Below are 14,167 nucleotides of genomic sequence, written 5' to 3'. Positions count from 1 at the left end.
TATTCGTTTACTAGCGCGCCGCCAGAACAACCGGAGCCGCCGGTTCCGGAGCCTTGGTCTGCTGATGATCGGCAACCGATTTGGTCGCCGATCCGCTTTCCGACGGCATCGGGATATTGAGGGTCCACCCCTTGGTCGTGTCGAGCAATCCGCCGACATCGTTTTCGGCACGCGGAATGGGCGGCCCGGCAAGTGCCGGATCCTCCACCGGAACGACGCTGCCATCGGTCAGTACCGCCTGCCGCAGCGGCGGACGAAGCGACAGCGGATCGGCCGGCTCACCGATATAGCGGCCGGTGAAGGCTGCGGTGGAACCCCAGGCGCCCGGCCAGCGGTAGAAAATGTGCGCGCCGATCTGGACGATCTTGGCCAGTCGCGGAGCCCAATAGGGCGCGACATAGTCAGCGTGATAGTGGGTGGCGGCTCCGACCGAGCGGTCGACGAACCCGTCCAATGCGGCGGCGGCAACCTGCTCGGCTTCCTTCCACGCGTGTAGTGCCGGCCGGCGATAGAGCGATCCATCGCAGACGAAACTGAACTGGCAGACCGGATCGCGGGCGCCTTGATAGACGACACCGCACACCGACTTCGGGAAAGCCGGATGGCGGAGGCGATTGATCACTACCTGGGCAACCGCCTGGCGGCCTTCAAGCGATTCGAATCCGGCTTCGTAATAAACGGCCTGGGTCATGCAGAGCAGCGCCCGGCGCCGATCGAGCGGATCGGAATTGGAGAGGTCGAACGGGCGCGATGCAAGCACCGGCGCTCCGCTGAACGGCATTGCCGCGTTGATCAGCTTTGCCTGATCGCCGATCGCCCGGTTCTCGACCAGATGCTGTCCCGACGTGGCGGCCATGAGCGACGCGGCAACGGCCGGTGCGATGGTGACCGTCGCCGACGCCGCATCGGGTTGGATCGGCAAGGTGGTGCCGCCGACCACCGCGCCGAGCAAAGCCGCCACGGCAAAGCCGAAATTGCGCCGGCCTAGCCCGAAGTTGCGGGAAAGGGTCATTGCCCCGCCTCCGGCTGCTGGGCGGCCGCCGAAAGCTTGCCGAGGACCTGGTCGCGCGGACCGTCGGCAAGGATCTTGCCGGCATCGATCACGATCAGCCGGTCGCAGATCGAAAGCATGTTGTGACGATGGGTCGATACGACCAGTGCCTGGTCCTTGGCCAATGCGCCCTTCAGCTTCTCGATGAAATAAAGTTCGGTCTGGGTGTCCATCGCGCCGGTCGGCTCGTCGAGGAACAGCAGCTTCGACGGCGACACCAGCGCCCGGGCCAGCACCAGCAGCGATCGCTGACCGCCGGAGAGCAGTGAACCGCGCTCTCCGACCGGCCGGTCGAACCCGGCGGCATCGCGCGACAGGAAGATGTCGGCACCCGAACGGACCACCGCGTCGATCAGCTGCTGGTCTTCGGCGCCCGCCGCACCAAGCATCAAATTGTCGCGAACCGAACCGGAAAACAGCTCGGCGTCCTGGCCGACGAACCGGAAACTGTCGCGCAATTGATGCGGATGATATTGGCGGCTGTCGAGGCCATCGACCAGCATCTCGCCATCGGTTGGGGCATAGAGGCCGCACATCAGCCGGCCAAGCGTCGATTTGCCCGAGGCAACCCGGCCGATGATCGCGATCCGTTCGCCCGGCTCGACCTTGAGGTTGAGGCTGGACAGGCTATCGACGCTGGCGCCCGGATAACGGAAGCTGGCGTCTTTCAGCTCGATATGCCCGACGCGGATTTCCGGCACGATGCTGCGCGCGGCGACTTGCCGTTCGTCGGTCGCTTCCATCATCCGCTGCAGGGAATCCAGGGTCGTCATCGACTGACGGGCGCGGGTGATGAGGAAGGCGAACTGGCCGATCGGCGACATTGCACGGCCTGCCAGCATGACGATGGCGATGATCGCGCCCATCGTGATCTTGCCCTCGTTGAACAAATAGAAGCCGCCGATCACCAGCCCGACGCTGATCGCCTGCTGGCTGACCGAGGCCAGGTTGACCGCGATTGCCGTCAGCCTGCGCATCTTCTCCTGCGTGGCGGCCGACATGGAGGCGTAGCGGCGCCAGCGGCCGAGCATTTGCCCTTCCGCGCGCGAGGCCTTGAGCGTTTCGATGCCGGCGATGGATTCGACCAGCACGCTATGCTGCAGCGAACTGTCGGCCTGGGCGTCCTGCGCGGCGCCGGCCATCCGCTTCTGGAGAGTGACGCCGGCGATCAGCATGGCGACGATGCCGAAGATCGGCACCAGCACCAGCGGCCCGGCGAGGACGGTGATTAGCACCAGGAAGATCAGCAGGAAGGAGATGTCGACCAGCAGGACGACAGAAGTCGATGCGAAAAAGTCGCGGACTCCTTCATATTCGCTGACCCGCTTGGCGAACGCTCCGGTCGAGCCCTGACGCTCGGCCATCGGCAGGTTCATCACTTTTTCGAACAGCTTCTGCGAATATTTGGCGTCGAGGCGCCGGCCGATCTCATCGACCAGCTGGCCGCGGGCGACCCGAAGCGTATAGTCGAAACCGAGCGCCAGCATCACGCCAAACGCCAGCACCCAAAGCGTCGAAATGGCCTTGTTCGGGATCACGCGATCGTAGACGTTCATCGTGAACAGCGGCACGGCCAGCGCCAGCAGGTTGACGATCAACGCGGCAAGCAGGACCGGCCAGAATTCCTTGCGGACTTTCCACACCTCGGACCAGAACCAATGGGTCCGGCGGGCTTTGTCCCATGGACGCTCCCCGGCGCGTTCCGCGGTAGGATCAAGCTCTACCGCCACCGCCTGGCCGGTGAAGGCCTCTTCGAGGTCGCTGGTGGGAACCCACATCGGCTCGGCGGTGCCTGGCGCGTAGACCAGGGCTTCGCCCGCTTTCATTTCGATGAGGACGATGGCCCGATCGTCGTTGAGTTCGACGATTGCCGGAAGCTGTTGCAGCCGCCATCCGGCAAGGCGGCGGCGAGCCACGGGCTCACCACGCATTCCCACTTGATCGAGCGCAGGCTCGATCTGGTGGAACGGCAATGTGCCCGTGGCCGAAAGCGCCAACCCCGCGCGCAGCAAGACCGGGGAAGACGGCCTGTCTGCGCGGCGCGCGAGGAAAGTCAGGCAGTCGAGGACAGGGTCAATCTCACGCGACGGCGTGGAATCCAGCCAATGCATGATACTCAACACCCGTCCCCTTCATACCTGTTACTGGCCGCCCGTTGGAGCCGGCTCGGGAGCCGGTTCGACCGGCGCAGGCGCCGCCGCGGATGCGGGCGGTCCCATGACCGGATACGGGATGCTATTTTCCTGCCGGTCTTCCGGCGGGATTGGATTGACGTGGAACTTGTCGCGCTGGTTCATCACCGCCTCGGCCGGCATTTGCACGCCGAGCGCGTCGATCAGCCGGTTGGAAGCCGCCAACACGCGATACTGCGCATAGAGCTTGGACATCCGGGCCGTTTCCAGCGAAGCCTGGACATTGAAGCGCGTGTTCTGCGCATCCAGCACGTCAAGCAGCGAGCGCCGGCCGACATTGAACTGCTCCCGATAGGACAGCAGCAGGTCGTCCGTCACGCGGCTTTGCGTTTCAAGCTCGCCGACCAGCCGCGATTGGTTGGTCAGGCGGCTCCACGCAGAACGCACATCTTCTTCCGCCTGGCGGGTCCGCTGGAACAGCCGGTTATGCGTCTCGTCGGCGCGTTCCTTCTGCTCACGGACATTGGCTGTGTTGGCGAAACCGTCGAAGATCTTCCAGCGCATAACCACGCGAGCCGTGAGGTCGCTGGTCCGGCCCTGGAAGCCGTCGATGTCGTCGCCGTAGCGGGCACTGGCTTCGGCGTTGAAGCGCGGTCCCAACAGTGCCTGAGCGGTCTTGATCTCTTCCTTGGAGGTATTGAGATCGGCGATCGCTTCCTGGACGCGCGGGTTGTTCTGCCGAGCGGCCTCTTCGGCCTCCGGCAGACTGGCCGGCATATTGGCCGACAGATCGGGCGGCATGTTGACCGCATCGATCGGAACGCCGGTCAGCGTCTGGAACTGGATCGCCGCCGTATCGAGGTCCTCATTGGCCTCGGTTATGCGGGTCCGCGCAGCTTGCAGCCGCTCTTCGGCCTGTTGCTGGTCGGCGACCGAGATCGATCCCCGGGCAACGCCTTCGCGCAAGTCGCCGGCAAGCCGTTCGTGGAAGGTCGCATTGTCGCGGGCAATGGCTACCAGCCGCTGTTGCAGCAGATAGTCGATATAGGCACGGCTGACGTTGAGCGCGACGAATTCGCTACGCTCTTCGATCCGGGCCGCTGCCGCGTCGGTGCGCGAAGCCTGCCGCTTGATCTCGGCGACACGGCCGCCGCTATTCCACAGCAGCTGGTCGGCGATCACGAAGCCTTCGATCGGCTCAAGCCGATCGTTGGCGATGTTGAGGTCGCGACGGGTTGGGTTACGCAGTTCGCGAAGTCCGGCCGATCCCTCGACGGAGACGGTCGGATACCACAGGCCTTCGGCCTGTTTCCGCTCTTCCTTGGTGGCCAGCTTGTTGCTCACCGCCTGCCGGATTTCCGGGTTGGTATTGAGAGCGGCCTGGACGGCCTCTCTCAGATCGACCGCATATGCAGGCGATGTGCAGAGCAGCACCGCCCCGGGAACGATCGTCGTCCAGTGCTTCCTTGTCATGTCTTCCCCCTTCTGGTCAGAGGCAAAGACCCTCCCCGTCCACCAGGGAGGGCCGCTACCTTGGTTAGCCGTTGTGAGCCGGCTGAACCGCGTCGTGATGGAGCATTTCCGCACCCATCTTCATCATCATGTCGCTGCCCGGGCCGAAAGCCCCCTGCATCGCCATGTCCCAAGCCGGCACGTTGGTGCCCGCGTGACTTGCCAAAGTGACAAGTGCCGCATCGCCGCCGTTTCCGCCGTGGATTGCGTTAAGCACCGCGTCGACCACTGCCGGCGCATTGCCCTGGGCCAGGACCTCGGCAACGATCTTGCCGGCGGTCGAGCTGTCATGCTCGCCATGACCGGCCAGGTTCGCTGCCTGCAGTGCCTGGGCCGAGACCATCGCCACCGTCGGTGCGATCGGCATTGCCCCAGCTCCGTGCATTGCCGGTCCATGGTCGGCGACGACATTCATGTTGAAGGTCGGAGCCGTGTGGATCGCCGACGCAACGTCGAGCGCATGCCCGCCGCTCTGGCTGGCGGTGAAGCTGTGGCCCGAAGTGGCCGGAGCCACATCGTTCACCAGCTGCATCGTCTCATGGCCGAACGACTTGGCCGAGATCTGCGATCCGCTGAAGTCCTCTCGGCCCGAGAAGCGGGTCGAGCTCAGCTGGAACTGCTCGTGCGCCATATTGGCCAGCGTCGGCTGGTCGAAGCTGTGCAGCGCCGTCGTCGACATTGCCGCGAAGCCCGAGGCCGCAACCATCGCCGAGGTGACGCCGAGGTTGTTGCCGTTGCCGAAGCCGTTACCGTTTCCGCCCAGGCCGCCCAGCTTCCCATTGTCGTTCGAGGTGAACGACAGGTTCGAGAAGCTGTCACCGCTGATGGTCTTGGCATCCATCGTCGAGAAGGACGTCGCGGCGAATCCAGGCGCATCCGCTGCCGGATCGATCTGAATCTGCAGCGCGTCGGTCACGACAACCGAGTCGCCGTCCGCGTCAGTCAGCTTCAGGTCGAACGCCAGGTTGATGGGATCGCCGGTATCGACCTGGCCGATCGCGAACACGCCAAGATCGAAGCTGTTCGTAGTCGACAGATGCCCTGCCGGACCGATGCCCGTCGCAAGCGACGTGACCGCAAGCGCGTTGAAATCAGTGCCGGTCGAGATGCCGTAGCGATCGCCTTCCTGGACACCGGTGAACGTCACCGATCCATCCGATTCCAACCGGGCGTAGACGCCATAGGCAACCGTCGTCCAAGTATTGACCGGCCCAAGGGCGACGGTCACCGCCGGCTCGTTTGGCGTCCCGTCATCGGGGCCGTCGTTATAGCCGTCGATCGTGACCGTCGTGATCGCGACAGTGCTCGCATCCGAGAATGCGGGGTTGGCACCAACCGGGGTATCGTCAATCACCGCAGTATCGGCATTCGAGGTATTCAGAGCGTAGACGCGGAAGGCAACAGTCTCGGTCTGAGACCCCTGAACCTGCGGGATCAGCTGGATGTATTCCTTGGTGCCGATATGACCGTCGTAGCTGAAGCCATTCGCCTTGGCTGCGTTGGCCACCGCATTTTCGACGAAGTCGATGCGAACGGTTTCGCCCTGGTCCATCGACTGGTTGGCCGCGCCGACCGTCGAGGAGCTGGTGTTGATCGTCGCATTGTTGCCGCTCGCCGACGCCGTCAGGATCAGGTCGACCGGATTGTTCGGGTCGAGATCACCCACCGCCCGAACATCGAGGTTGCCGGCCTTCGAGCTGGTCAGGTTATCGAACGAAACGCCAGCGCCATTGTCGATCGTACCTTCCATCGTCACCGTATAGGTGCCGGCGCCCTGGTTGAGCTGTACGGTGAAGACAAGCTCGCCATCCGTGCCGTTGGTGCTGTTGGTCCGGCCCTGGAGGGTCTGACCGTTGTTCGACAGCCAATAGTCGATCTCGTCGCCGCCCGAAGTGAAGCCGCTGTCATCGCCATTGACGATGTTTGCGAACTGCACCAGGCCCGGCGTATCGGTGCCGACATTGTTATTGATGTTGGCATCGACATCGAGGTCGGCGGTGGCCGAGGAGCCTGCTTCGTTGAACAGCTCGCCGGTGCCGATCGCTTCCGGATCGAAGGTCCGGGGACCGTCGTCCTGGATGTTGAACACGCCGCGGCCGATGTTGATTTCGGCAGTGTCGGTGTCGCCATCGAAGTCGGTCACGGTCTGGATGACCTTCATCAGGTCGGCCGTTGCCGTGTTGAGCGTCGCCAGGTCGTCCAGCGCGGCCCCGGTGGTACCCGCGACCGGATGCCAGATGTTGTTGACCTGGGTGAACGTCACCACGCCCGTCGCCGTATCGATGGCGATCGTGAAGTAGGTGGTTCCATTGACCGCGCCGGTGATCAGCGTGCCCGCGCCGTTGATGTTGAGCACGATCTGCGAGCCCTGGCCGTAGCCGTCGATCACCGTCTCGGTGTCCGTGCCGTCGAGCGCGTACAGGCCCGAGTTCACGTTGGAGCCGGTGAGCGCCAACTTGTAGACCGTGCTGCCAGCGCCGTCGGCACCGTAGTTCACGCTCGCGCCGTTCACGAAGTTGACCGAGAAGTCGATCGTCGCCGAGGCATCGCCGTTCGGAAGCGTGCCGCCAGTCGTATCGGTGCCTTCCGCCCGAGTTTCGTCGAGCGTCACCGATCCGACCGCAGTCGCGCTGAGAGCCGCATCCGGGCCATCGTCGGTGAAGCGCAGGTTGGCTGCGATATTGGCAACCTCGCTATCCGTCACCGTGTCGCCGTCCTTGTCGGTCAGCGTCGCCGACGCCGTCAGGGTGATCAGGCTGTCGACCATTTGGGTGGCCAGCTGATCGTTGAACGGAGGTCCGCTCGGATTCTCAACCGCGTGATCGATCTGCTGATACTGGGTCAGCGTGACGATGCCGCCAGAGTCTACCGAAACGTCGAAGATGGTGTTGCCGGCATCTACCAAGCCCGCGCTTGCCGCCGTAGAACCGACCACCTTTCCGGCAATCAGGAACAGGTGGATGTCGGCGCCATGCGAATTCAGCAGGGAGTCGACGCCAGGCGCGGAAACGCCAAGCGCAAATCCCAGGGTCGCAGGAGTGTTGGTACCGTCGGCACCGGCCGACTGGGTCAGCCCGAACACACCGGCGAAGTTACCGCTAACGGTCACCGCCGTGTCGCTGTTTGCGCCAATCGTCTGGGCATCGTCCGTGGTGAGCAGCACCGAGGACTCGCCGGTCTGGGTCACGTTGATCGTCGGCGTATCGTCGTCGACGTTGATCGTGATTGTCGCCGGCTCCACGTCATTGTCCGCGTCATTGACCTGAACGCCGATCGAGAAGGTCAGATTATCCTCGAAGTTGCCCGACTGGCCCGCGCCCGCCCCCGGATTGGTCGGGTCGTGCAGGATTGGATTGTTCTGAGTGACGGAGAAGGCGCCAGTCTCGAGGTCGAGCTGGATCGTCATGACCGTCACCGGGCTGCCGTTCTGCTGCTGGACGATGAGGAGCGTGTCCGCATCGCTGGCCGCACCGATGGTGAAGCCTGTCGGCAGCGTGTTGACGCCAGTGAACGAGTAATCCAGGTCGCCGTCGCCGCCCGTACCGTTAAGCTGGCCGTTGACGACGTTGCCCGGAACCGTGTCGGGATCGTCATCGCCCGGACCGTCCAGATTGCCGCCCTTAGCCGGGATGACATCGTCATCCAGGCGGATTAGGTCGGGATCAGCCAGGTTCGGGAAATTATCCTGGATGCCGATGGTCAGCGTTGCGGTGACCGTATCGCCGTCGGCATCCATCAGCGTATAGGTGAACGTGTCGCTGACGCCGCCGACATTGTCGGTCCGCAGGTAGCTGTAGTCGCCATTCGAGTAGATGGTCAGCGTGCCGTGGTCGCCCAGGATCTGGACCGACCCGCCGGCCGGCACGTCCACGTCGGGCGAGCTGGCATGGTCGATATGGCTGATGCGGCCAGGGGAGTCTGTGCCGACACTGTCGGCGACGCCGTCCTGGTTGTTGGCATCTTCCGCGACCGCGACTTCGATACCGGTGATGACGTTGCCGGTCGCGGGACCGTTGCCACCAAGGATCGAGTCGGTGTCGTTTTGCGCCGTCGGACCGGAGTCCTCGACCTGGAACACGCCGGTGCTGACATCGATCGACGCGGTGTCATGATCGCCGTCGGCGTCGGTCACCGTCTGGTTGACGAGTACCGAGTTGGCAAGCGCAGTCAGGGTCGCCGTATCGTCGCCGCTGGCGGTATTCGGATGCCAGATATTGTTGACCTGGGTGAAGGTGACGACACCCGTCGCCGGATCGATGGCGATCGTGAAATAGGTCGTTCCATTGACCGCGCCGGTGATCAGCGTGCCTGCACCGTTGATGTTGAGCAGGATCTGCGATCCCTGGCCGATGCCGTCGCCGACCGCCGAAGTGTCGGTCGGATCGAGCGCATAGAGGCCCGAGTTGACGTTCGGCCCGCTCAACGACAGCGAATAGGCAGTATTGCCTGCGCCATCCGTGCCGTAGTGGGCCGGGCCGTTGAAATTGTCGGCAAAGTTGGCCGTGATCGTCGCGAGACCCGCAGGGGCGTTGTCGCCCACCGGATCCTGGCCGATCGGACGGCTTTCGTCGAGCACCAGAGTATCGACCGGAACCGCATTGTTGACCGATGCGTCGGGGCCGTCGTCCTCGATCTGGAAGACTCCGGCACTGACGTCGATCGACGCGCTGTCATGATCGCCGTCCGCATCCGTGATCGTCTGCTGGACCAGTACCGAGCCGGTACCGGCATTGAGCGTCGACGTATCGTCGTCGTTGCCGGTATTGCTGTGCCAGACATTGTTGACCTGCGTGAAGGTCACCACGCCGGTTGCCGGATCAATGGCGATCGTGAAGTAAGTGGTGCCGTTGACCGCGCCGGTGATCAGCGTGCCTGCTCCATTGATGTTGAGCAGGATCTGGTCGCCCTGGCCGATGCCGTCGCCGACCGCTGAAGTGTCGGTGGGATCCAGCGCATAGAGTCCGGAGGCGACGTTGCTGCCGTTCAGGACAAGCGAATAGGCAGTATTGCCCGGACCATCCGTGCCGTAGACGCCGGCACCGACGAAGTTGTCCGCGAAGCTGGCCGTGACGGTCCCGAGACCGGCAGGGTTGCTGTCGCCGTCGGTTTCCTGGCCGACCGGACGGGTCTCGTCGAGCACCAGAGTATCGGCCGGAGCACCGGTGTTGACCTGGGCATTGGGGCCATCGTCTTCGATCTGGAAGACGCCGGCGCTGACATCCACCGTGGCGCTGTCATGGTCGCCGTCGGCATCGGTCACCGTCTGCTGCACCAAGACCGAGCCGGCCGAGGCGTTGAGCGTCGACGTGTCGTCGTCATTGCCGGTGTTGCTGTGCCAGATATTGTTGACCTGGGTGAAGGTCACCACGCCGGTGGACTGATTGATGCTGATCGTGAAATAGGTGGTGCCATTCACGGCACCGGTGATCAGCGTGCCTGCCCCATTGATGTTGAGCAGGATCTGGTCGCCCTGGCCGATTCCGTCGCCGACCGCCGAGGTGTCCGACGGATCGAGCGCATAGAGGCCGGAAGCGACATTGCTGCCGTTCAGTACCAGCGAATAGACCGTGCTTCCGGCACCGTCGGTGCCGTAGCTGACCGGAGCCATGAAATTGTCGGCGAAGTTGGCCGTGGTGGTCGCAAGACCGGCCGGGTTGCTGTCGCCGTCGGTTTCCTGGCCGACCGGACGGGTTTCGTCGAGCACCAGCGTGTCCAGCGCCGCCTGCGGATTGACCGCCGCGTTGGGACCGTCATCCTCGATCTGGAACACGCCTTGGCTGACATCGACCGAGGCCGTGTCATGGTCGCCGTCGGCATCGGTTACGGTCTGGTTGACCTTGACCGATCCGGCCGTGGCATTGAGCGTCGACGTGTCGTCGTCATTGCCGGTGTTGCCGTGCCAGACATTGTTGACCTGCGTGAAGGTCACCAAGCCCGTCGCGGGATTGATCGCGATCGTGAAATAGGTTGTGCCGTTCACGGCACCCGTGATCAGCGTACCCGGCCCGTTGACGTTGAGCAGGATCTCGTCGCCCTGGCCGATGCCGTCGCCGTCCAGCGTGGTCGTGTCGGACGCGTCGAGCGCGTAGATGCCCGAGTGAACGTTGGCGCCGCTCAGCGACAGCGAATAGGCCGTGTTGCCGGGTCCATCGTTGCCATAGTCGATCGGCGCGACGAAATTGTCTGCAAAGTTGGCGGTAGCACTCACCAAACCAGCCGGGTTGCTGTCGCCGTCGGTTTCCTGGCCGACCGGACGAGTCTCGTCGACGACCAGCGTGTCGAGTGTCGCCTGCAGGTCCACCTGCGCATCGGGGGCGTCGTCGAGGAAGTGGAAGTCCTGGGCGATGGCGATCGGCGTGCCGATCGATGCCTGGTCGCCGTCCCCGTCGGTGATCGTCGCGCTGAGCGTGATCAGATTGTCATCGCTGAACGTGATGTCGTCGTTCGGATCGTTCGGATCGGCGTGGATAACCGCGCGCGCCTGGTCGAGCGAAACGCCGCCGGCGGCATTGACGCTGATCGTGAAGACGATCTCGCCGCCGACGCCGGCGCGGCCAACGACCTCGCCGCTCTCGAGCGACAGCACAACGGGCAGACCGCTCTGCGAGTCGACCAGGCCAGTGCTGCCCGGATTGAATCCGAGGTTGAACTGGATTGAGTCGCTCGACGCGGGGCCGTCCGCCCCGAAGTCGAAGTTGAACAGGCCGGCAAAGCTGGTCGGTCCGGCATCACCGCCCAAGTTCGTCTCGTCGACGATCAGCGTAGGCTCGCCCTCTCCCGACAGGCTCACCGAAGGGCCATCGTCGTGGAACTGGATCAGGCTGGTGATGTCGACCGGTTCCGACGTGACATGGTCCTGGTCGAAATCGGTTGCCGTGACCGTGACCCCAAGCGAACCTTCAGCAAGGAAGTCGATGTCGTCGGCGTCGGTGGCGTCCGGATGGAACAGGCTGAGATATTGCTCAACCGTGACAATGCCGGTCGTGCTGTCGATCTGGATCGCGAATGCGGCCGTTTGGGTACCGTCGACGATACCAACGACGACGCCATTTGAAAGCTCGACGAGATTGATCGCCGTTCCTTCGGTCGTGGTCAGGCCCGACACCGAGCTAAGGACGACGAGATCATAGGAAATTCCGCCGCCATTGGCGGGGCCGTCAGCGCCGAATGCGGCGTTGGCGTCGACCACCGAGTCACTGGTGCTGCCCTTGCCGATGGCGAGGCCGCCGGCGAGGTCAGGATCATTGCCCGCGGTTACTCCGCCGACCAGCGGAATCGCTGGGCTATCCGACGGAAGAGTCTCGTCAAGGACCGCCGCACCGACTTCATGGAGAGACGGACGGATCGAGGGGCCGTCATCGGCGAACTTGATGTTCGCGCCGATGCCGACGCTGGCGGTGTCGGTGACCGTGTCGCCGTCGCCGTCGGTGACGGTGCCGGTTTGAGTCAGGGTTACCGCGCCATCAGCAAGGGTGGCCAACTGATCTTCATAACCCGGGCCCGGAGGCGTCGGGTCGGCCGCTATCGGATGGTCGATCTGGGCGTACTGATTAAGAGTCACCACTCCGGTGCCGGAGTCGACGGAAATGTCGAAAATCGTGTTCGACGCGTTGACCGCGCCGGCAGTCGCCGCGGTCGAACCGACGATCACGCCGCCAACATTGTAAAGGTTGATCGCCGCACCGTGCGACGACAGGTTCGAAGCCCCGCCGGTCGTGCTCAGCGCATAGCTGAAATTCGCGGTGCCCGGACCGTCAGCGCCGAAAGCGCTGCTGTGCGAGAAGATGCCGCCGAAGTCGGCGCTTGTGCTGTCCGTATCCGTATCGGTCGGGTCGCCATCGGTCTCGGCGTCCTGCGTGAGTAGGACGACATTGGCATCCGAAGCCACGGCTACATCAACGGTCGGCGTGTCGTCGTCGACGTTGATCGTCAGCGTGCCGCCGGCAGTATCGCCATCTTCGTCGGTAACCGAATAGTTGAGAGTGAAGATGAGGTTGTTCTCATCGCCTCCGGCCGGGTGATCGAGCGCTTGCAGCTGTTCGACCTCGTAGGCCCCGGTAGCGGGGTTGACCGACACGGTGATGACATGGACCGCATTCTGCAGGATCCAGATATCTCCGTTCGGCTGTTCCACATAGCTGAAGCTTGCATCGGGCAGCGATCCGCTCGCCTGCAGGTCCCAGGTCAGGTTGCCGTCGCCGCCCGAACCGGGCAGCGAGCCACTGAAGAAGTTGGAGCCGGCATCGTCACCGACGCCGCCGGCAATGCCGCCTTCCTGGGCGTCATCATCAAGCACGGCAAAGGCCGCCCCGGCCTCGGGCTCTTCATCATCGATGTCGAACACTTCCTGCGGCTCGGGCGGAATATAATTATACTCGGTCGGCGGAATCAGGTCGCCAAGCGGCACACCCGGATCCAGCGGCGGCGGCGGAACGGCAAAGTTGCCGCCGCTCGACGGCACGTTCTCGCCCGCGGCCGGAGCCACTTCCTGACCGATCAGCAGCGCGGCAACGTTGGTCGAGGGAACCTCGACACCGCCGAGCACCAGCTGCGGCACGAAGATCGCGCCGTCGAGGATGATCAGCTGCGTTCCGTCGGGCATGTCGACAACCAGGTTGCGGCCGACGACATGGACATCGCTCAGCTCAACACCGGCCGGCAGCGTGACTACGCCGTCGGGGCCAACGACGATCTGTTGCGCATCGGCCTTGATGGCGAGCGGGGTCTTGCCGATTTCGACGACCAGCGATGCGGTGTCACTGGCACCATTATTATCCGCGAGCGTGTAGGTGAAGCGGTCGCGGACATTTTCGACGCCCTTATTCGCCTGATAGACATAATTGCCTTCGGCATCGACGCTGAGCTTGCCATATTCGCCCAGGACGCTGAGCTTGCCGCCGGCGAAGCTCGAGTCTTCGCCGCCCTTGCCGGCAATGGCGGTGATATGGCCGCCGGTGGCGACGTCCGCGCCGGTCGAACCGGTCTGGGTTCCCTCACCTGAGATCAGGTTGCCAGTGGCAGAGCTCTTCGAACCGGCTGCCAGCTGATCCGTATCGTCGTTCGCTACCGGGCCCTGGCCCTGGAACGCACCCGTGTGGGAAGCATCTTCGTACCGCATAACACCTACCCCTTGCTGCGGCGCGGCTCTCCCGCGACGCGTTAATTACGCTCTGGCAGGGGCGATGCGTTAACCGGAATTGGTTAATGCAGCCGCGAATAGTCGAGACCGCCCCCGCGCTCGTAAGGCAAAAGAAACACCCCAATTGTGAAATTTACAAGCTTGTGCGGATTCATGGCAGAAGAGACATGGGCCATTCAGCGGTTTCTCGTTAGAAATTCTTGGTTAACATTGCTACTTCTACTAAGTAATAATTGTTCATATTTGTCGAAACGCGAAAATCTAAAGAGAAAATACAATATGTTTTGCGTGAACTGTCGCAAAGGAGCCTTGCGAATAGATTCACGGAATAGG

4 protein-coding genes are annotated in these 14,167 nt (G+C 63.3%); all 4 read right to left on the bottom strand.

The genetic code is table 11. The annotated features are described in order from the left end of the window. Nucleotides 1-10: 10 nt before the first annotated feature. The 4 genes from LZ518_RS12160 to LZ518_RS12145 all read right to left on the bottom strand — a co-directional run bounded on the left by LZ518_RS12160 (nucleotide 11) and on the right by LZ518_RS12145 (nucleotide 13,813). Nucleotides 11-1,012, bottom strand: a complete 1,002-nt coding sequence (locus LZ518_RS12160; RefSeq protein WP_249916242.1) for a cell wall hydrolase — start codon at nucleotides 1,010-1,012, stop codon at nucleotides 11-13. Next, entirely contained in the window at nucleotides 1,009-3,162 is a 2,154-nt protein-coding gene (locus LZ518_RS12155; RefSeq protein ID WP_249916566.1) for a type I secretion system permease/ATPase, read from the bottom strand. Before LZ518_RS12155 ends, LZ518_RS12160 begins: the two co-directional genes overlap by 4 nt. 30 nt (nucleotides 3,163-3,192) lie before the next feature. Next, nucleotides 3,193-4,656, bottom strand: a complete 1,464-nt coding sequence (locus LZ518_RS12150) for a TolC family protein (protein ID WP_249916241.1) — start codon at nucleotides 4,654-4,656, stop codon at nucleotides 3,193-3,195. A gap of 64 nt (nucleotides 4,657-4,720) precedes the next feature. Beyond that, nucleotides 4,721-13,813, bottom strand: a complete 9,093-nt coding sequence (locus LZ518_RS12145) for a DUF5801 repeats-in-toxin domain-containing protein (protein WP_249916240.1) — start codon at nucleotides 13,811-13,813, stop codon at nucleotides 4,721-4,723. Between the last annotated feature and the right edge of the window lie 354 nt (nucleotides 13,814-14,167).

The sequence above is a fragment of the Sphingomonas brevis genome (assembly GCF_023516505.1).
Taxonomy (GTDB): Bacteria; Pseudomonadota; Alphaproteobacteria; order Sphingomonadales; family Sphingomonadaceae; genus Sphingomicrobium; species Sphingomicrobium breve.
The sequence above is the reverse complement of the archived record's forward strand: the minus strand, read 5'-3'. Positions and strand labels throughout refer to the sequence as shown.

What these genes read in the sequence shown, in the direction of transcription:
- LZ518_RS12160 (WP_249916242.1), bottom strand. Translation starts at nt 1,012, where the DNA reads ATGACCCTTTCCCGCAACTTCGGGCTAGGCCGGCGCAATTTCGGCTTT.
- LZ518_RS12155 (WP_249916566.1), bottom strand. Translation starts at nt 3,162, where the DNA reads ATGCATTGGCTGGATTCCACGCCGTCGCGTGAGATTGACCCTGTCCTC.
- LZ518_RS12145 (WP_249916240.1), bottom strand. Translation starts at nt 13,813, where the DNA reads ATGCGGTACGAAGATGCTTCCCACACGGGTGCGTTCCAGGGCCAGGGC.
- LZ518_RS12150 (WP_249916241.1), bottom strand. Translation starts at nt 4,656, where the DNA reads ATGACAAGGAAGCACTGGACGACGATCGTTCCCGGGGCGGTGCTGCTC.